Raw genomic sequence first — 20529 nt, forward strand, 5'->3', positions numbered from 1 at the left:
GTAAGTTGTGTGTGTTCGTAATAAAAAAGCCCCGTTTTATCGAGGCTCTTAGGCATTATATTTCTATGTCAAACTGAGTTAACGACTTAAATTGCTGTAATCGAATCGCTACCTCGGCTTTGCTTAATGATTCCATTCTTTCAGTTCCAAATTTCTCTACGCAGAACGAAGCTAAATTTGAACCGTAAATAATTGCATTCTTCATGTTGTTAAACGAAATGTTTTCGCTTTGCGCAATAAATCCAGAGAAACCACCTGCGAAAGTGTCTCCAGCTCCTGTTGGATCAAAAACATCTTCTAATGGTAAAGCTGGTGCAAAGAATACTTCTCTATTGTGGAATAAAAGTGCTCCGTGTTCTCCTTTTTTGATCACCACATATTTTGGTCCCATATCTTGGATTTTAGCAGCTGCTTTTACTAATGAATATTCACCAGAAAGTTGTCTCGCTTCTTCGTCATTGATTGTAATAACATCTACACGTTTGATAACGTCTAATAATTCTGGAAGAGCGCAGTCCATCCAAAAGTTCATAGTGTCTAAAACTACTAATTTTGGTTTTTTCTCCATTTGGTCTAAAACACTGCTTTGTACTAATGGGTGTAAGTTTCCTAACATCACAACATCAGCATCTTTGTAGTTTTGAGGAACTTTTGGCTGAAAATCAGCTAAAACGTTCAACTCTGTTACAAGAGTGTCTCTAGAATTTAAATCGTTGTGGTATAAACCGCTCCAGAAAAAAGTCTTTCCTTCTTTTACAATTTCGATACCAGAGATATCAATATTTTTTGAAGTTAAAAGATCTAAATGTTCTTGAGGGAAATCGTCGCCAACTACAGAAACAATGGCCGATTGCAAGTTAAAAAATGACGCTGATAATCCGATGTAGGTTGCAGCACCACCTAATATTTTATCTGTTTTTCCAAAAGGAGTTTCAATCGCGTCGAAAGCAACTGTTCCAACAATCAATAGTTTATTCATTTTATGAATTTCGAATTAGGGTGCAAAGATACTTCATAAGTTACAATCTTGCAACGGTTTAGGTTCTCAAAATTTTCTTAAAAAAATGACAACGATTTCGGAGTAAAACTATTGTAAATGAATGGGTTAAAATTGATTTTTAGTAGTGATTATAATAGGTTTTTTGAATTTAAGATGCAAGTTTTTTGAAAATAATTGCGAATAATTTACAAGTTATATTTCTATCTTATTTTTTTAAATGAGGAAGATTTTCGTTTTCCACTTAAAACGCCAAGAATTGTAATGTGATAATTTTTAACTTTAAATACAATTAACCAAGTTTTATAAGTTGCTTCTCTGTAAATTTTGGATTTTGTTGGAAGATTTTCACATTCAGAATAAATTAAGGGATTCTCAATAATTTTATTCATTGTTTTGTTTATTCCATTACCAATTTTAATAGCATTTAAAGGTTGGTGCTTTTCGAAAGCGATATAATCGACAATCTCTTCTAAGTTTTGGAAATAATTCTCGGAAATATCTAACGTATATTGTTTTGTATCTTCTGTTTTTTTTCTTCCCATTTCTCATTAAACTTTTCTAAAGACATTGTTTTGGATTTTTCAGCATTTTCAATCCACTTAACAAAGTCTTCTTTGGACAAATTACTTTCAATTTGATCAACTTCATTTTCGAAATCAATCGATACTTTCAATGATTTTCCAACATAGTTTTTTGGAATTTCAAATGAAAGATTGACAATTTTGTCCTTAGGAGTAATGGTTTTTTGTATCATTTTTCAATCATTTAATGAACCTTACAAAAATACGATAAATAAATTCATCATCAGTGATATAAGTTTTTTTAACAATTTTACAAGAAGCACTTCTTGCAAATAATTTTCTAGAAATCTCAATATATGTTGTAGTTAATGCTATTGCCTTTTAATCCAAGTGACCGCGTCTTTCATAGGTTCTTCAGATTTTGAAAATGCTGTATTGTGTCCTAAATCTGGAAACAATTTATATTCATAAGGTTTTCCTGTGGATTTTAATTTATCTAGATATTCGATGGATAGTTTCACAGGAACTTGAATATCTTTACCTCCAAAAATCCAGAATCCAGGAATTGACAATTTAGAAAGAACATCGTTAGGATTCGTATCGATAAACTCATATTTGTCAGGATCATTGAATACATGTTTTCTTGCCTCTTCTTCTGAATGCGTATCCCAGAATTTTTGGTCTTCATTGGTATAAAATTGGAATCTCAATTGTTCTTTAACTGTTATAAGAGCTCCGCTAAATATGGTCATAAATTTAACTTTCTTATTTTTCTCAGCAGTCAATGGTATTATCCATCCAGCTTGACTTCCGCCTATTAAACCGATTGATATTTTAGTATTTGATAAGGATTTAGATAATGTATTTACGGCAGCACTTGCGTCTAAAGACAAAAGAGTTAGATTGGCGAAATCCACATTGTTCGTTCCTACTTCAGGCCCTGCATACACGCCACCTGATTCTCCAACTCCGCGTTTGTCATACGTCAAAACTGCTATTCCATTGTTGGCTAGAGTTGTAGCAAAGTCTATCATTCTTTTTTCTTGTCCAGATCCATGAACAATCACAACGGCAGCTTGTATATTGTTTGGTGTAAAAATAGTCCCAGCGAGTGAAATCCCTTCGCTAACAAATTTTATTTCTTTAGTAGTAAAATTTGATGGAATTGCTGATGCATAATTAGTGACAAACAGCAATAACATTAAGAGCGAATATAAGGCCGTTTTATTTTTCATTTTTAAATTTATAGTTGATACTTCTTGTCGAAATAATTCTTTAAAATTCCAACCTGAACCAAAATCATAATTGGAACAATCAAAATGGCATACAAGATGTTTTTAGAAAAATGAATTCCTGAAAATGCCGTTAATACTCTATCAGAATACAATTTCCCGATTTCATCAATTTTTAAATCATTATTTGAAACGGAGAATAAAGAAACATAAATCACTAATGCCGCTACAGCCAAGCCAATCGATATCCAAATTGGTTTAGAAATTAATGGTTTGTATGCTTTGAGTTTTTTCTCTTCTAATACATGAACTTCAGCCATAATTTTAGAAGTAAAATCTATCGATGGCGACTGCAGTTTATCTTCAGCCATCATTTTCTCAATAAGTTGTTCTATATTTTTATCGCTCTCTTTCATAACATTCTATTATTTCTGGTTCTAACTGCTGTCTCAAAATTACGGCTAATTTCTGTCGACTCCTAAATAATTTCACTTTGGCATTATTGGCCGATATATTCATAATCTTTCCAATTTCTTCTAAATTCTGATCATCAAAATAAAATAAAGTTAAAAGGAAGTTTTCATCACTTGGTAATAAATTTAAACATTTCTGAATGGTCTGCTTTCGTTCTTTCTCTTCTAATGCGCTCAATGCATTGTCCATTGTTTTGATTAAATGAGAAGAAAAATCATCTATAGAAATATTCAAATCGTCTTTCTTGTTTTTCTTTAATCGATCCAAACATGTATTGTAAGCAATTTTATAAATCCAAGTCGAAAATTTAGATTCTCCTTTAAATTTTGTCAACGAACTATAAATTTTTATAAAAGTGTCTTGAGCAACTTCTTCGGCTTCTTCACGGTTTTTCACCATTTTAAGTGCTAAAGTAAAAATCATATCCTTATAACGATCCACAAGAACGGAAAACGCATTCGTCTCGCCCTGCAGAATTTTATCGATATAATGTTGATCAGTTAATGTGCTCATATTATATAGGACGACAAGTTGTTTGTTTAGGTTACAAGGAATTTGAAAAATAAATTCCAAAAAGCAAATCCCAAATTCCAATCCAATAACTATCAGAGTTAAAATTCAAATTATACTTATTATATAATAGTATAAGCTTTGTCAAAGTTTAAAACTTTGACAAAGTTTTTCAGAATCAAAATTAATTGATAATCAGTTAGTTTTGGAATTTGGAATTTAAAATTTTAAATTTTTTACCAAAAGTTGTAACCTCATTTTAAAAACCCTCGTCATATGAGGTATATCAATCAATTAAAAACATAAAATATCATGGACGAAAAAATTTTAATTCCAATCAGTCTTTTCTTAATGATCTTCGGGATCGTTTATTTAATTTATTCAACAAGAAACAGAGAGCGTCTGGCTCTAATAGAAAAAGGGGTAGATGCCAGTATCTTTTTGCAAGGAAAGGGAAGTGGAGTTCCAGCTTGGAAAATCTTTGTAGTAAATCTAGCATTCTTATTAATAGGAAGCGGTGTTGGAATTTTTCTTGCGCTATTAATCACCACTTATACATCTCTTAATGATGGTGCGGTTTATCCTTCAATTATTTTCATAATGGCTGGAATCGGGCTTTTGACAGGATTTAAAACTGCAAAAGACTTAGATAAAGAATAATAGTTAATAATTAGTAATTTTAGTATAACGTATCGAGAATTTAGGTTTTCGATACGTTATCTTTTTTATAGCAACTTAGAATCGATGTTTTCGTAATAAGAATCAATCGAAAGTTTAGGCTGCATAGATGCCATAACAGCCAATTGATCGCAACGCTCATTTTGCGGATGATTATTATGCCCTTTAATCCATTTGAAATCGACTTGGTGTTTGCGGTAAACGACTAAAAAACGTTTCCAAAGATCTGCATTTTTTCTTCCTGCAAAGCCTTTTTTCTCCCAGCCAAGCACCCATTTCTTTTCTACAGAATCCACCACATATTTAGAATCTGATACAACGAGGACTTTCATATTTGGCTTTTTTAGTTTTTCTAAACCCACAATTACAGCCAAAAGCTCCATTCTATTATTAGTAGTAAGGCGGAAACCTTCGTAGAATTCTTTTTTATGCGGTGTGCCCACCAATTCCATCACGACTCCATAACCGCCATTTCCTGGATTTCCTTTTGCAGCGCCGTCTGTATATATATGTACTTCGTGATTCATTTATTTTTTTTGTTAACCATATAAGTAATAAAAGTTCATTTAAAGTAGAGACTTATATTTCTAAGGCTTTTAAATTTTAGCGTATTTGATTATCTAAATTTTCGAAAGCAATCTTAAATTGCCTTACATTACTTATATGGTTTCAATTTTAAAATCTATTCTTCTAATATTCTATGAATAATCTCTGGAAAATGTTTTTGTTCCAGTTCATGAATTTTCTCTGCAACCGTTTCTGGAGTGTCTTCGTCTGTTAAAGCTACATTTGCCTGAAAGATAATAGCGCCTTCGTCGTAGTTTTCGTTAACGTAATGAATAGATATTCCAGTTTCCTTTTCCTTATTGTTTACAATTGCTCTGTGTATGTGCATTCCATACATTCCTTTGCCTCCATAATTAGGTAAAAGTGCAGGATGAATATTGATTATTTTATTTGGATATTGTTCGATTATGTTTTCTGGGAATTTGAGTAAAAATCCAGCCAAAACTATCAAATCTGGGTCGATTTTTTGTATTTTTTGTAGCACTTTTCTTTCCAAAAGTTCGTTTTTTTCGAAGATTTCGACTGGAATTTGGTGATTTTTTGCTCTTTCAATCACTTTTGCCGAAGCATTATTTGTAAAGACCGAAACGACCTTTGCAATTTCAGTGTTCGAAAAATATTTTATAATGTTCTCTGCGTTAGTTCCTGATCCTGAGGCAAAAACAATAATTTTTTTCATAAAGTTGTGTGTTTTGAGAGTGCAAAAAACGGAATAAAAAACGAAAATAAATAGCTTTAAAAGACCTTTCTTGAAATTAATTTTATAAATTAGTGTCACATTTATAAACTAAATAGTTGTTTTAAAATAAAGTTTTTTATTTTTGCCAACAAATTAAATTCTAAAATTAAAGATTATGTCAGACATTGCATCAAGAGTAAAAGCGATTATCGTAGACAAATTAGGTGTTGACGAAAACGAAGTTGTAACAGAAGCAAGCTTCACTAATGATTTAGGAGCTGACTCACTAGACACTGTTGAGCTTATTATGGAATTCGAAAAAGAATTTGATATTCAAATTCCAGACGATCAAGCAGAAAACATTGCTACTGTTGGTCAAGCTATTTCTTATATCGAAGAAGCAAAAAAATAATAATACCACACCCGATTTCTAAAAGTACCAATTTTTGAAATTCCAAATTCCAATTGGAATTTGATTTTTGATTTTTGAAATTTTTAAGAGTCGGGTGTTATTATTTTTTTTAAATTTTAAATTTCGATTGATTTTCAATCAAAAAGATATATTTATATTGTAATTCCCATGGCTCTTAAGTAACAATAAGTTAAGAAAGCGTGGGTTTTATTTGTTTAAAGTACAAAATACATATTTATGGCATTAAGGCGAGTTGTTGTAACAGGATTAGGTGCACTTACTCCTATTGGGAATAATATCCAGGAATATTGGAATGCACTTGTGAATGGAGTTAGCGGAGCCGCTCCAATCACATATTATGATACCGAGAAACACAAAACGAAATTTGCCTGCGAAGTAAAAAACTTCAATATTGAAGATTACATGGATCGCAAGGAATCTCGTAGATTAGATAAATTTGCACAATACGCAATTGCTGCCAGTGATGAAGCTATTAAAGATGCTGGAATCACAAATGATAACGTAAACAAACAAAGAGTTGGTGTTATCTGGGGAGCAGGAATTGGAGGTTTAGAGACTTTCCAAGAAGAAGTATTGTATTACGCAAAAGGTGATGGAACTCCGAAGTTCAACCCTTTCTTTATTCCTAAAATGATTGCCGATATTGCTCCTGCACATATTTCTATGCGTAACGGGTATATGGGGCCAAATTATACTACGGTTTCTGCTTGTGCATCTTCTGCAAATGCATTAATTGATGCTTTCAACTACATTCGTTTAGGAATGTGCGATGTTATTGTTTCTGGTGGTTCTGAAGCTGCTGTTACAATTGCTGGTATGGGAGGATTTAGTTCAATGCACGCTTTATCTACAAGAAATGAAAGCCCAGAAACAGCTTCAAGACCTTTTGACGCAACTAGAGATGGTTTCGTATTAGGAGAAGGAGCAGGAGCTTTGGTTCTTGAGGATTATGAACATGCTAAAGCAAGAGGAGCAAAAATCTACTGTGAAATTGGCGGTGGAGGTATGTCTTCTGACGCTTATCACTTAACTGCACCACATCCGGAAGGAATTGGAGTTATCGCAGTAATGGAAAACACATTGAGAGATGCCGGAATGACTCCTGATCAGGTAGATCATATCAACACTCACGGAACTTCTACTCCATTAGGAGACGTTGCTGAGTTAAAGGCAATTAGTGCTGTTTTTGGTGATCATGCTAAAAACATCAACATTAACTCTACAAAATCAATGACAGGACACTTGCTTGGTGCTGCTGGAGCGATTGAAGCTATCGCTTCTATCTTGGCAATGCAACACGGAATTGTTCCTCCAACGATTAACCATACAGTTGTTGATGAAAACATTGACCCATCTTTAAACCTTACTCTAAACAAACCTCAAAAAAGAGAAGTAAATGTTGCTATGAGTAATACATTTGGTTTTGGTGGACACAATGCTTGCGTATTGTTTAAAAAACTAGCTGATTAATTTTCTGTATATGAATATTATCAAAAAAATATTTTCGAAATCCCGTTCTCAAGAAGACGGGATTTTTTTTGACACTATTCAGAAAATTCTTGGTTTTCAGCCTTCTAACATAGATTTTTACAGACGAGCTTTTACACATCGTTCGTCTAATAAATTAGATCAGAATGGTCATCCTATTAATTATGAACGTTTAGAATTTTTAGGAGATGCCATGTTAAGTGCTGTAATTGCTGCACATTTATTTAATAAAGCCCCAAATGGAGACGAGGGTTATTTGACCAAAATGCGTTCAAAAATTGTGAGTCGTGAACATTTGAACGAATTGGGCAAAGACTTAAATTTAGTGCAGTTTGTAGAAAGTAAAGTGCCGATTCAGCATTTTGGAGAAAATATTCATGGTAATATTTTTGAATCCCTTATAGGAGCTATTTATTTAGACAAAGGCTATACCTTTTGCGAGAAATTCATCCAAAAAAGGGTAGTAACGCCTTATGTTGACATTGCGCGACTAGAAGGAAAAGTTATAAGTTATAAAAGTCTTGTTATCGAATGGTGCCAGAAAGAAAAAAGAGTTTTCCATTATGACATTTTTGAAGATAACGGTATAGATGGCCAGCGTTTATTTGGAGTTAAATTGAGTATCGATGATAAAGTTGTCGCAAGAGCGCGAGCAACTTCAAAAAAGAAAGCAGAAGAAAAAGCATCGCAGAGAGCTTATTTTGCGTTTCAAGAAAAAATTGACAAGAAATAGCTGCAAAAATGTTGTAACTCTCACAAGGCTACATCGTTTTCGTTTATAATTTAACAAAACAAGCATGTCATAACTGTTGATGCTCCGTTTAGAAATAGTATATTTACAACTTGATTTTTCAAGACATGGCTATTCATAAATTGGATTTAGACGAATTTGACGAAATTGATTATTATTTAATGGCAATTCATACTTCATTAGAAGATTATAGATTAGCCTATTTTATCAATAAAATCCTTCCGATCAACTTAAGTAAGAGCAAAAACGAGATCCATGCTCAGACTAAGGAAGGTGAAGCAAATTTTTCGAGATTCTATTATTATGATGAAGAAAAAGCTGTTTCCTGGAATTTAATTCAGAATAAAAATGAAATCATTTCTGTGAGTACAAATGATTTTCAGAATTTGTTTTCTAATGAAACAAGTGAGGTTTCGACAACAATTCATTTACTTCCTGAATTTAAAAAAGTCGATTTTTTCCTGAAAATTGATAATAGCGAAGAGGCGCTTAATTTTTCAGAAATTCAACAAAAATTAAACACAATAGAAAGTATTGCGGCTATTTATGCCGTTGATACAGACAAAATAAAATCAAAAAACAATCTAATTTTTTAAAAAAAATGCTAACAAACAAGAAAACCAAAATTGTTGCTACACTTGGCCCCGCTTGTAGTACAAGAGAGATCATTAAAGATATGATCGATGCAGGTGTTAATGTGTTTAGAATCAATTTTTCGCATGCAGATTACGAAGGAGTAAAAGAAAAAATCGATATCATTAGAGGACTAAACGAAGAGTTTGGTTACACGACAGCAATTTTAGGAGATTTGCAAGGACCAAAACTTAGAGTTGGTGTAATGGAAGAAGGTACAGTTGTACACGATGGAGACGAAATCACTTTTACAACTGCCGAAGATATTATCGGAACATCAAAAAGAGTGTTCATGAAATATCAGAATTTCCCAAATGATGTTAACCCAGGAGAGCGAATCTTGCTTGATGATGGTAAACTTATTTTCGAAATCGTATCTACAGATAAAAAAACTGAGGTTGTTGCTAAAGTTATTCAAGGTGGAGAATTAAAATCTAAAAAAGGGGTTAATCTTCCAAACACAAAAATCTCTTTACCAGCTTTAACTGAAAAAGATATCGCTGACGCTATTTTTGCAATCGAGCAAAAAGTTGACTGGATTGCCCTTTCATTCGTGAAAACTCCTCGCGATTTACAAGACTTACAAGAATTAATTGCTAAGCATTCAGAATATAAAATTCCAATCGTTGCTAAAATTGAAATGCCAGAAGCTCTTGAGAATATGGATAAAATTGTAGCATATTGCGATGGTTTAATGGTTGCTCGTGGAGATCTTGGTGTTGAGCTTCCTGCTCACGAAGTTCCATTGGTACAAAAAGATTTGATCAGAAGAGCTAAAACGGCTAGAATTCCTGTTATCGTTGCTACACAAATGATGGAAACAATGATTACAAGTTTAACTCCAACTAGAGCAGAGGTAAACGACGTTGCGAACTCAGTAATGGACGGTGCAGATGCTGTAATGTTGTCTGGAGAAACTGCTACAGGAAACTACCCAGTACAAGTTATCCAAAGAATGGCACAAATTTGTGAAGCTGTTGAGAACTCACCGCTTATTCAGGTTCCTCAAAATACACCACAAATTAAAACGAAACGTTTTGTTACTAAAACAGTTTGCCACCAAGCAGCTTTATTGGCTAACGAAATCGAAGCTAAAGCAATCTGTACTTTAACAAACAGTGGTTATACGGCTTTCCAAATTTCGGCTTGGAGACCATCAACAGCTCATATTTTAGTATTTACTTCAAACAGAAGAATCTTAACACAATTGAATTTATTATGGGGCGTTAAATCTTTCTACTATGATAATGAAGAAAGTACAGACGATACTGTAACAGATGTAAATCAAATTGCTATCGATAAAGGTTATGCACAAAAAGGAGATTATTTAATCAACCTTGCTGCAATGCCAATTAAAGATAAAGGAATGGTTAACACGATGAGAGTTTCTGAAATCGAATAACAATTCTTTAAAAATGAATTTCAAAAAAGCCACTTTTTTAAGTGGCTTTTTTGTTTTTAAAAAATTTCTTCAAATAGCAATTCAAATTCCTAATTCGATATTTATCTTTTTGTTGTTTTTTTCAAATTGATTTTTTGACCTTTTTATTTCCTTTTGACTAAGTTCTTAAAATTATTTAATCAAAAACTTTCTTTCCTTATCGAACATTTCTTTTGTGCATTTAATAAAAAAATATAATAGGTATATTTTCTTACTTTTCAAAATGTTTCATTTTATAAAATGAAACATTTTATTGCAAATTCTCAAAATATCTTGTTTCATTTTATAAAATGAAACAAGCTCATGTCAAATAAATTCGATTGTTCGCTTATTTATTAGTTAATTTTGAGATACTTAAGAAAAAGTTAAAAATGTTTTGTTCCAAATTTTTAAGTAAAAAGAATTTGAAACACATCAAAAAAATGCAACCTCGATTTTTTTTTAAGCCTTCAATTTTCCCATTAATTTTTTTGGATTTTCAAACTCATATAAATAACAAGGTCATTAACGAATTTTTTTATCATGAAACAAGTCAAATTAAAATGCGGATTTTCAAATGCCTTACAGGTATTTGTGTTACTATTTTTTTCTGGGGTTTCTATTATAGCGCAAAGCAAAAAGCCAAATATTTTGGTGCTTTGGGGTGATGATATTGGAACAACTAATATAAGTGCCTATAGCGATGGACTTATGGGATATACAACTCCTAATATAGACCGTTTGGCCAATGAAGGATTAAGATTTTTACATTATTATGGAGAACAAAGTTGTACTGCAGGACGTGCCGCTTTTTTGACAGGACAGCACGGTCTTCGTACGGGTCTTACAAAAGTGGGGTATCCTGGGGCACCAATGGGAATGAGTCAGTTAGATCCTTCAATTGGAGGAATTATGAAAAGCCTTGGCTATGCTACAGGACAATTTGGTAAAAATCACGTTGGAGATCGTAATGAAAACTTGCCAACGGTGAATGGATTTGATGAGTTTTTCGGAAATCTGTATCACTTAAATGCAGAAGAAGAACCAGAATTGCCAGATTATCCTAAAGATCCTGCATATTTGAAAAAATTTGGACCAAGAGGGGTATTAAAATGTACTGCTACAAATGTCGATGATGGGACAACTGATCCTCGTTTTGGAAGAGTAGGAAAACAAAAAATCGAAGATACTGGAGCACTTACTAAAAAAAGAATGGAAACTATCGACGATGAAACTTCTGCAGCTGCTATTGATTATATCAAGAGACAAAATGCTGCAGGCAAACCATTTTTCTGCTGGTTCAATGCTACTCGTATGCACCTTCGCACGCACGTTAGAAAAGAACATAGAGGAAGATATACTCACGGAGATAGCGAATATATTGACGGTATGATTGAACACGACGAAACTATTGGAAGCATCTTAAAAGCATTAGACGATTTAGGAATTGCTGATAATACAATTGTAATCTATTCTACAGATAATGGGCCTCATATGAATACATGGCCAGATGGAGCAATGACTCCATTCCGTTCAGAAAAAAATACTAACTGGGAGGGAGCTTTCCGTGTACCTTGTATTGTTCGTTGGCCAGGGCATATTAAACCAGGAGCTGTTACTAATGAATTAATGAGCCACAATGACTGGATTCCAACTTTGGCTTCTATTGCAGGAGAACCAGATATCGTTAATAAACTTTTAAAAGGCTATAATGCTAACGGAAAAACATATAAAGTTCATTTAGACGGTTATGACCAAAGTAGCTTTTTACTAGGAAAAACAGAAAAAAGTGCTAGAGATAAATTCTTCTATACAGATGATGATGGTCTTTTGGTTGGTTTAAGAGAAGGTGATTATAAATATGTTTTTGCAGAACAGCGTCTGGCTGGTACACTTGGAGTTTGGGCAGAGCCATTTACGAAACTTCGTTTGCAAAAAATATTTAATCTATACCAAGATCCTTTTGAAAGAGCCGATTTTACTTCAAATACCTATTGGGATTGGGTTATGAACCACGTTCAGATGGTATATGGTGCAATATATGATGTGGGCGTATTTGCCGAAACTTTCAAAGAATATCCTCCAAGATCAATACCGCCGAGTTTCTCTGCTTACACTATTATGGAAGAAGCGATGAAAGATATTAAAGCACAACAATATATTGAGAAAAATGTTCTTCCTAAGGTAAAAGAAGAAGAGGCACCTTCAAAAAAGAAAAAATAAATCATAGATAATTACAAGAAACAGGACTTTTTACGTCCTGTTTCTTTTCACTTAATAGTATTTGTTATGCATAAAAAAATAGTATTAATTCCGATGCTTCTTGTTTTATTTATTTCGTGTAAAAAATCAGAAGAAAATACAGATGTTAAATCAAAAGACAGTACAGCAACTACTGCAACAAATGGTGATCCATTGCCAAGTTGGAACGACGGAGCTTTAAAAAGCGATATAATTGCTTATGTAGAAAAAGTAACAAAAGAAGGAAGTCCAGATTTTATTCCAGAAGAATATAGAATTGCGACTTTTGATAATGACGGAACTTTATGGGCTGAAAAACCTTATGTACAGGAACTTTTCGCTTTTTATAGAGTACAGAAAATGGTAGAAGCTAAGCCAGAATTAGCCCAAAAACAGCCTTTTAAAGCAGTAATAGAAAAAGACAAAACTTTCTTTGAAAAAGGAGGAGATAAAGCGCTTATAGAATTGGTGGCAGCAACTCATACCGGAATGACAGAAGATGAATTTGAAGCTTCAGTTAATGATTTCTTTAAAGGCGCAAAATATCCTGGTAAAAATGTTCCTGTGAAGCAAATACGCTATCAGCCGCAATTGGAATTGTTAAACTATTTACGCGCGAACGGATTTAAAACGTACATCGTTACTGGCGGAACAATAGAAGTGGTAAGAGCAATTTCTCAAGATTTTTACGGAATTCCAAAAGATCAAGTTGTAGGAACTTCTTTTAAATATAAATATGATGCCACTAAAAATGCGGTTCAACGAGAAGCGGCTTTAGATCATTTTAATGATAAAGAAGGAAAACCTGTCGGCATTCAATTGCACATTGGGCAAAGACCTGTTTTTGCCTGCGGTAACGAAGGCGGAGCAGGAGATATTGCAATGCTAACTTATTCGCAGGGAAATAAATATCCATCTTTTCAATTGCTTGTAAATCACAATGATTCAATAAGAGAGTATAAATATCAGGAAAAGGATAATGCTTCATTAAATGCAGCTGCAAAAAATAAATGGCATGTTGTTGATATGCAGAAAGACTGGAAAAAAGTTTTTGCAGAGTAGAGAAAAAGAATTGTTTGCAGATCAAATAGTTGAAGTTTTTCTAATTAATAAAATTTGAGCCGTATGAAAAATTCTTTTCTAGCAATATTACTGCTATTTGTCACTTTTACAATTTCAGCTCAAGAAGAACCTGCAAAACCGGGAAACAGCGCACAGGAACTAGCCGATAAAATGGCAAATCCTGTGGCAAGTTTAATTAGCGTTCCGTTGCAAAACAATCTTACTTATGGAATTGGCGCTTATAATGGATCAAAATATCAGATCAATATACAGCCTGTTGTTCCGTTCAAGTTAAGTGAAAATCTAAACTTGATTACACGTTATATTCTTCCAGTTGTAGATCAGCAGGATGTTACGGGAGAAAATACTCATGAGTTTGGTTTAAGCGATGCAACCGTGACAGCGTTTTTCGCTCCTAAAACAAAAGGATTAATCTTAGGTGTCGGTCCTGCTTTTTTAGTGCCAACGGCAACAGAAAAACTTTTAGGAACAGAAAAATTCGGAATTGGACCCAGTGTTTTGGTAATGCATCAAGGAAAAGGACTTTCTATTGGTTTTTTAGCCAATCAAATCTGGTCTGTTGCAGGAAATGCAGATAGAGCAGATTTCAATCAGTTCTACACTCAGATATTCCTAACACATAGTTACAAAAGCGGAGCGAGTTTAGGAATTACTTCAGAAATTACTCAAAACTGGCAGGGCAATACAACCCTTATTACAGTTAGCCCGAACGTTGGCGCAATTACAAAATTAGGAGGTCAGACCATGCAATTTGCTGTTATGCCTTTAATTCCGGTTGTAGGCCATTCAAACATAAGACCAGATTGGGGATTACGAGCGGTGGTAGCATTTATATTTCCGCAGTAATTCTGCATAAGAGTTTTAGAAAAAATCATTTTAAATTCTAACAAATGGCTGAAAAACCTTTTGATCCAATTGCATCAAAAACTGAACGCTATGAAAAAGGAGCTTCAATTAGAAAAAAAGTCCCTTTAGAAAAGCATCAGGAATGGAATTCTTTTAAGAATAGAAAAAATCCTGTAGACATTTTAATTCAGACCAGTGTGGGAAGAGTTGAAAGTCTGGTACCAATTCGGTATAGCAGAATGATGGAATCGCCTTTTGCATTTTACAGAGGAGCAGCTGCGATTATGGCTACTGATTTGGCTCATACTTCTGTATCGGGAATAAATTTACAGCTTTGCGGTGATTGCCATTTAATGAATTTTGGCGGATTTGCAACTCCCGAACGTAAATTGGTTTTTGATATCAATGATTTTGACGAAACGTTTCCAGGACCTTGGGAATGGGACGTAAAGCGACTGGCAGCCAGTTTTGTTATTGCAGGAAGATGGCGAAAATTTTCCAATAAAAATTGTAAAGAATTTGCTTGGCATGTTGCCGATAGTTACAAACGGCATATGTTGGATTACAGTAAATTATCTGCGCTTCAAATTTGGTATGCCGATATTGATTTAGCAGAACTGATTGAATTAGGCCATGATAAAGAACTCAAAGAGTTTGACCAAAAAAGAATTAAAAAAGCATCTGAATATACCGCTCACGAAAAGGAGTTTGCAAAGATGACTTATTTTGATGGAGCCAGAGCACGTATAAAAGACGAACCGCCTTTGATTTTTCATCCAAGCGGAGATCTTGAAAAACTGGTTGCCAAAGAAGGTGAAATCATTCATAAAAGATATATAGAATCTCTCTCAGAAGAAAAGCAGATTTTGTTGAGCAGATATAAACTTCATGATATTGTTATAAAAGTGGTGGGCGTAGGAAGTGTTGGAACTCTTTGCGGAATTAGTTTGCTAATGTCTGCTACGGGCGAGCCTATTTTTTTACAGTTTAAAGAAGCCAGAAAAAGCGTTCTCGAAGAACATGTAAAAATTAAAGGTAAATATAGCCATCAAGGCGAACGTATTGTAATGGGGCAAAAACTAATGCAGTCTGCATCTGATATGTTTCTGGGCTGGACAAACGATAGTAAAGATAGATTCTTCTATATCAGACAGCTTAGAGATGCCAAAATAAAACCGGTTTTAGAAGTTATGAAACCCAAAAATATGGCAGATTATGCCAAAGCCTGCGGATGGGCGCTTGCAAGAGCTCATGCACGCTCAGGAGATCCGTCTATGATTTCGGGCTATATTGGAGATACAGACGAATTTGCCGATGCCATTTCTGAGTTTTCGGTTTTGTACGCAGATCAAAATGAATCGGATTACAATAAAATGCTGGAAGCAATAAAACACGGTAAACTGCCAATAGCTGCCGAAATTTAAGATGTAGCTGTACAAGGTAAATAGATTAAAAAAACTAAAAATCTTAAGCAGAAATAAGCCAAATGAACACAAAGTAAGATTTTATTTATTTAATACTGTTAATTAAATAAAATGATTTATCTTTGAGAGTGATCTAAGTAATTGTTTAGTAATGACTTGTGTTGTATAGGTAAATTATTTAGATGTTTCTGCCCCTTCGTTCAAGATTTTTATGATTTTAATACATTCGAGTTAAACTGATTTAATTATTAATTTAAATAAATACCACAACATGAATATTAAAAGAACAAGTCTTCGTATAATCCCAATCTTATTTTTGGGTTTGTTTTACAGCTGCTCTCCAACTGTAAAAGTTACAACTGATTATGATCATGCTGCGAACTTCAGCGAATACAAAACTTTTGCTGTTTATGACTTAAAAGCACAGCAAGGCCAAGTAAATCAGTTAAATGTTGATCGTGTTGCAAAAGCAATCCGAAACGAAATGCTCGCAAAAGGTTTTACAGAATCTAGTAATCCAGATTTAAAAGTAAATGCGGTTTCGATATTAAAAAACAAAACTCAAGTGACAGCCGATACTAATTTTTATGGCTATGGCGGAATGTACCGTCCATACGGATATTGGGGCGGCGGTGCCATGATGGGTGGCGGTAGCACAACATTCAATACTTACGATTATGTTGACGGCTCACTGGTAATAGATATCGTATCTACAAAAACCGACAAACTAGTTTGGCAAGGAATCGGAAATGCTGAAATTGACAGCAAACCAGACAATCCTGAACAATTCATCAATGATGCAATCAAAAAAATATTAGCTGGATTCCCTCCGGGAGCAGCAGTTAAAAAATAATTGCAATAAATAATTGTACTTGCCCAAATGGCGAGTACAATTATTTACCCTTCTGCATACGCCCCCATCGTATTCTATTTTTAAGATATTAAGAAAAACATCTCCCACCATTAAGCTTAAAAAAAATGATCGATATATTACTCTCCCTTTTCTTCTTTATAGCCATAATTGCTGGTCTTGCTACTGCTATTATGGTCTTATTTTCCAAAAAAAATTATTCCAAAAGTTTCTTTTTGGGAATGTTTCTACTGAGTTTGGCGGTAGTAAGTATCTACAATTTTTATCTGTCGGCCAATATCTTTAAAGAATTTCCAGATTTATTTATTATTACGAAATCATTTATTTTTCTGGCAGCGCCATGCTCATTCTTATATGTTCGAAACATTTTATCATCAAATAAAAGTTTCAGAAAATACGATTGGATGCATTTTATCCCTTTCGCTATATACTTTGCTTTAACGCTTTTTGTATATGTTGGAAGTTTTACTAACCTAAAAATTGTCGATTTTATAGCGGCTAAAATCAAAAACCCATTTTCTATTTTGACTTTGACGATTTGGCTTTTCTATGTCTTTTTTCAAACCATGTTGATTTTAAACTATGATCTGAAAAAATTTAAAGGAAACCAATTTCATAGAACCAAAGTAATAAATTGGATCAGGGTTTATAACCTTATGATTTTGTTTCTTTTCTCGGCACTTTTTGTTCATCATTTTTTATCAAGAAAAGTGGGTGCTATAGATTTGTCTTGCTATTTCTTAATTTCTTCTGTCTTGTTTTTTACAGTCGGTTGGCTGTATTTCAGACCGCAAATTTTTCATGACGAAGAAGAAACATTCGATTTTGTTGTAGACAATACAATGGCGGTAAAAACAAAAGAAACCAAAAATACACTTCCAATAACAAACGAATTGACGATAGAAAAAAGAGAAGAATACCTTTTAAAACTAGAACATGTTTTAGTTACTAAAAATCTATTCTTAAAAAAAGATTTTGTAATCAGAGATTTGGCAGACGAAACAGGAATATCTGTGCATCACTTGTCCAATTTAATTAATTCTGAATTTGGTCTTCATTTTCAGGATTATGTTAATCTTAAAAGAATAGAATATTTTAAAGACAAAATAAACGATCCAGAATGGAAAGATTTGTCTTTAGAAGGCATGGCTTGGGGTTCTGGCTTTAAATCTCGAACGACATGTTTTAGAGCCTTTATAAAACACACTGGAAAATCTCCTTCAGAATATTTTAAAACCATCCGAATAAATCCTGATCGCACCGGATCGTATTATTTTAAATAAAGATTCTTTTGTATCAAGTGATTATGAGAGGCTATTGTCGCAGTATTAATTCAAAATAATTTGCCATGAAATTAAAGATTAATCATTCGGATAAAATAATGAAATTGGCTTATGCAGTGTTTCTGTTTTTAATTTCACTTTATGGTAATGCGCAATTAAAAGGTGGGCATATTCTTGGGTCTTCGGGACTGCAGTCGGGTACACAGGCACCAGAAAAAACGTTGAGTTTGTATGTGCCTGGTTATATCTACACGGCAAATTGTCTGCGAGATGGTGATGGCGATAAAACTGGAAATCCTGATTTAAATATGTTTTTAACTGGAATTGGAGCCAATTATGTAAGCGATTTTAAAATTCTGGGAGCCAATTATGGCGCTACAGTTTTAGTGGCATTTGCATCCAATACAATTCAAGGAAGTTTTATCGATTCTAAGAGCAATTTTGCGTTTACAGATATGCTGGTGCAACCCGTTCAGTTAGGCTGGCATAACAAGAGAGCCGATTTTGTTTTTAGCTATCAAATGTATCTGCCAACAGGAACATATGAATATGGCGGAAGCAACAACAGCGGACTGGGAATGTTTATGAATGAGTTTTCGGCAGGAACAACCTTATTCTTTAATGACAAAAAAACATTCCATTTCTCAGCATTGGCTGCTTACGAAATCAACGGTAAAAAGAAAGACACAGACATAAAAACGGGAGATATTTTAAGCTTGGAAGGCGGACTCGGAAAAACATTCTATTGTATGAATGCAGAAAAAACAGCGCCAAAAGGAATACTAAACGCTGGATTAATTTATTATTTCCAATTTAAAGTATCCGATGATAAAATTCCAGTTGGAACCTTTCTGCTAGAACCAGACAAAGATCATGTTAGTGCGCTTGGCGCCGAGGTTAATTACCTTCATTTAGGCTGTATGACGCAGGCGGGTTTTAGATGGGTTTCAGAATTGGGTGCCGTAAACAGATTTCAAGGAAATACTTTTTTCATTACGCTAGCGCACGTTTTCAGTTTCAAGAAAAAATAGACTTAGAATAAGATAAATTTTTAACCGCACTAAAAATTCCGATTCTTATGAAAAACCGAAAATCTTCAAGAAGAAACGTCTTATTCTCGCTTTTGATTTTTTTGTTTTGTAATGCTTTAAATGCACAGAAACATCATACCGTTATGAAAGATTCTTTAGACGGAGCTTTCGATTTAAGTGATTTTCTTATTTACGCCAACGGATTTATAGTTGTGCCCACCATTATTACAGAACCCGCCGTTGGAGGATTTGGAGGAGCCGTCGCACCGATTTTCTTAAAAAAGCGCCCTCCGGTTGTGGATGAAAACGGTAAAAAACGATTTATAAACCCGGACATTACGGGAGGAATCGGAATGTATACAGCCAATAAAAGCTGGCTTGCAGGAGCTTTCCGTTCGGCAACATTGGTAAAACCAAAAATATTATATCGTGCTTTTGCGGCTTATGGCGACATGAATTTATCATTTTATGCCAATAATTTGCCGAATCATAATGACGAAGAATTTAAGCTCAATTTTAAATCGACCATTTTTTATACGCAATGGCTCAAACAATTTAATAATGCAAAATGGAGCGCAGGACCGCAGTACTTATTTTTAAATTCCAAAATAAACCTGCCCGATTTAGATCTTCCGCCGCCATTTGTAGATCCAAAAGATATTAAAAGCACGATAAGTCAGCTTGGAGCCGCGCTTCAGTTTGACGGACGTGACAACATATTTACGCCAGATAAAGGAATAAGAATCCAAACCGATTTTTTCTGGTCTGATAAAGCATTGGGGAGCGATTATCAGGCATGGCGTATCAATTTATCGGCAATTGGATATTATCCTTTGGCGAAAACTCTAATTGGCGGACTAAGGATTGAAGGGGAGCAGGCGTTGGGAAGTCCGCCTTTTTATTTAAAACCAGGAATTAATATGCGAGGAATTCCCGCAGCCAGATATATGGGAAACACCAGTATTGTGAGCGAGTTAGAATTTCGATGGGATTTGTATCGAAGATGGAGTCTTATGGGCTACGGAGGTCTTGCAAGCGCTTTTAACGATTGGGATCAGGCTTTTGCCAAACCTGTAGTTTATAGCTACGGAACAGGCTTTAGATATCTCATAGCCAGAAAATTTAAACTCCGTATGGGAGTAGACGTTGCCAAAGGCCCAGAAGAATGGGCTTACTATATCGTTTTTGGAAGCAACTGGATGCGATAAGTACAAAAACAGAAAAAACTTGTAAGAAGTTGTTTGTAAAATAAAAAACCTCGATGCGTCTGTATCGAGGTTTTTTGTGTTAAATATCTTAATAATCAGACCCATTAAGAAAATATTAACAACTAAACATTACACAAATTGTATAATATTTAATTG

22 protein-coding genes are annotated in these 20529 nt (G+C 34.0%); 14 read left to right on the forward strand and 8 right to left on the reverse strand.

From position 1 onward, the window contains the following. Nucleotides 1-55 precede the first annotated feature (55 nt). The 6 genes from NU08_RS03515 to NU08_RS03540 form a co-directional block, all read right to left on the reverse strand. The gene (locus NU08_RS03515) at nucleotides 56-979 is read right to left on the reverse strand and encodes a PfkB family carbohydrate kinase (protein ID WP_129745882.1); all 924 of its coding nucleotides are present in this window, start codon (nucleotides 977-979) and stop codon (nucleotides 56-58) included. Nucleotides 980-1200: 221 nt separating this feature from the next. Continuing rightward, on the reverse strand, nucleotides 1201-1542 hold the full coding sequence (locus NU08_RS03520; RefSeq protein WP_129745883.1) for a type II toxin-antitoxin system RelE/ParE family toxin: 342 nt from the start codon (nucleotides 1540-1542) through the stop codon (nucleotides 1201-1203). Further along, nucleotides 1500-1754 carry a hypothetical protein gene (locus NU08_RS03525; RefSeq protein WP_129745884.1) on the reverse strand — a complete coding sequence of 85 codons (255 nt, stop codon included), beginning with the start codon at nucleotides 1752-1754 and terminating at the stop codon, nucleotides 1500-1502. The genes NU08_RS03520 and NU08_RS03525 overlap by 43 nt, the downstream gene beginning before the upstream one ends. Before the next feature lie 138 nt (nucleotides 1755-1892). Beyond that, nucleotides 1893-2756, reverse strand: a complete 864-nt coding sequence (locus NU08_RS03530) for an alpha/beta hydrolase family protein (RefSeq protein ID WP_129745885.1) — start codon at nucleotides 2754-2756, stop codon at nucleotides 1893-1895. An 8-nt stretch (nucleotides 2757-2764) separates the two neighbouring features. Beyond that, nucleotides 2765-3169 (reverse strand): hypothetical protein, encoded by a 405-nt coding sequence (locus NU08_RS03535; protein ID WP_129745886.1) that lies wholly within the window; start codon nucleotides 3167-3169, stop codon nucleotides 2765-2767. Continuing rightward, a complete protein-coding gene (locus NU08_RS03540) occupies nucleotides 3153-3740 on the reverse strand; it encodes an RNA polymerase sigma factor (RefSeq protein ID WP_129745887.1) in 588 nt (195 codons plus the stop codon). Before NU08_RS03540 ends, NU08_RS03535 begins: the two co-directional genes overlap by 17 nt. A 309-nt stretch (nucleotides 3741-4049) precedes the next feature. Between NU08_RS03540 and NU08_RS03545 the strand changes: the two genes are divergently transcribed. Next, nucleotides 4050-4397 carry a DUF6249 domain-containing protein gene (locus tag NU08_RS03545; protein ID WP_129745888.1) on the forward strand — a complete coding sequence of 116 codons (348 nt, stop codon included), beginning with the start codon at nucleotides 4050-4052 and terminating at the stop codon, nucleotides 4395-4397. Nucleotides 4398-4462: 65 nt separating this feature from the next. Here the strand turns inward: NU08_RS03545 and rnhA are convergent, their stop codons facing one another. Both rnhA and purN read right to left on the reverse strand, forming a co-directional pair. Then, nucleotides 4463-4942, reverse strand: a complete 480-nt coding sequence (gene rnhA / locus NU08_RS03550; RefSeq protein WP_129745889.1) for a ribonuclease HI — start codon at nucleotides 4940-4942, stop codon at nucleotides 4463-4465. Between the two features lie 155 nt (nucleotides 4943-5097). Next, nucleotides 5098-5661, reverse strand: a complete 564-nt coding sequence (purN, locus tag NU08_RS03555) for a phosphoribosylglycinamide formyltransferase (RefSeq protein WP_129745890.1) — start codon at nucleotides 5659-5661, stop codon at nucleotides 5098-5100. A 175-nt stretch (nucleotides 5662-5836) separates the two neighbouring features. Between purN and NU08_RS03560 the strand changes: the two genes are divergently transcribed. The 13 genes from NU08_RS03560 (at nucleotide 5837) to NU08_RS03620 (ending at nucleotide 20373) form a co-directional block, all read left to right on the forward strand. After that, nucleotides 5837-6073 carry an acyl carrier protein gene (locus tag NU08_RS03560; protein ID WP_007137004.1) on the forward strand — a complete coding sequence of 79 codons (237 nt, stop codon included), beginning with the start codon at nucleotides 5837-5839 and terminating at the stop codon, nucleotides 6071-6073. Nucleotides 6074-6310: 237 nt separating this feature from the next. Next, nucleotides 6311-7564: a beta-ketoacyl-ACP synthase II gene (gene fabF, locus NU08_RS03565; RefSeq protein WP_129745891.1), complete on the forward strand. Its 1254-nt coding sequence runs from the start codon at nucleotides 6311-6313 to the stop codon at nucleotides 7562-7564. Nucleotides 7565-7574: 10 nt separating this feature from the next. Further along, nucleotides 7575-8315: a ribonuclease III gene (rnc, locus tag NU08_RS03570; RefSeq protein WP_129745892.1), complete on the forward strand. Its 741-nt coding sequence runs from the start codon at nucleotides 7575-7577 to the stop codon at nucleotides 8313-8315. 125 nt (nucleotides 8316-8440) lie between these two features. Continuing rightward, the gene (locus NU08_RS03575; protein ID WP_095930692.1) at nucleotides 8441-8929 is read left to right on the forward strand and encodes an IPExxxVDY family protein; all 489 of its coding nucleotides are present in this window, start codon (nucleotides 8441-8443) and stop codon (nucleotides 8927-8929) included. Nucleotides 8930-8934: 5 nt separating this feature from the next. Continuing rightward, nucleotides 8935-10368, forward strand: coding sequence for a pyruvate kinase (gene pyk, locus NU08_RS03580; RefSeq protein WP_129745893.1), 1434 nt, complete (start codon nucleotides 8935-8937; stop codon nucleotides 10366-10368). A 561-nt stretch (nucleotides 10369-10929) separates the two neighbouring features. Beyond that, nucleotides 10930-12609, forward strand: a complete 1680-nt coding sequence (locus tag NU08_RS03585) for an arylsulfatase (RefSeq protein WP_129745894.1) — start codon at nucleotides 10930-10932, stop codon at nucleotides 12607-12609. 66 nt (nucleotides 12610-12675) lie between these two features. Continuing rightward, on the forward strand, nucleotides 12676-13689 hold the full coding sequence (locus NU08_RS03590) for an HAD family hydrolase (RefSeq protein WP_129745895.1): 1014 nt from the start codon (nucleotides 12676-12678) through the stop codon (nucleotides 13687-13689). Nucleotides 13690-13752: 63 nt separating this feature from the next. Then, nucleotides 13753-14556: a hypothetical protein gene (locus NU08_RS03595; RefSeq protein WP_129745896.1), complete on the forward strand. Its 804-nt coding sequence runs from the start codon at nucleotides 13753-13755 to the stop codon at nucleotides 14554-14556. Nucleotides 14557-14600: 44 nt separating this feature from the next. Then, nucleotides 14601-15980, forward strand: coding sequence for a DUF2252 domain-containing protein (locus NU08_RS03600; RefSeq protein ID WP_129745897.1), 1380 nt, complete (start codon nucleotides 14601-14603; stop codon nucleotides 15978-15980). Nucleotides 15981-16251: 271 nt separating this feature from the next. Continuing rightward, nucleotides 16252-16833, forward strand: coding sequence for a DUF4136 domain-containing protein (locus tag NU08_RS03605; RefSeq protein ID WP_129745898.1), 582 nt, complete (start codon nucleotides 16252-16254; stop codon nucleotides 16831-16833). 125 nt (nucleotides 16834-16958) lie between these two features. Beyond that, a complete protein-coding gene (locus NU08_RS03610; protein ID WP_129745899.1) occupies nucleotides 16959-18134 on the forward strand; it encodes a helix-turn-helix domain-containing protein in 1176 nt (391 codons plus the stop codon). Between the two features lie 65 nt (nucleotides 18135-18199). Then, nucleotides 18200-19165, forward strand: coding sequence for a transporter (locus tag NU08_RS03615; protein WP_129745900.1), 966 nt, complete (start codon nucleotides 18200-18202; stop codon nucleotides 19163-19165). 47 nt (nucleotides 19166-19212) lie between these two features. Further along, complete coding sequence (locus NU08_RS03620) at nucleotides 19213-20373, forward strand: BamA/TamA family outer membrane protein (RefSeq protein ID WP_129745901.1); 1161 nt, start codon at nucleotides 19213-19215, stop codon at nucleotides 20371-20373. The last annotated feature ends 156 nt before the right edge of the window (nucleotides 20374-20529 follow it).

The sequence above is a fragment of the Flavobacterium anhuiense genome, assembly GCF_004151235.1.
Classification (GTDB): Bacteria; Bacteroidota; Bacteroidia; order Flavobacteriales; family Flavobacteriaceae; genus Flavobacterium; species Flavobacterium anhuiense_A.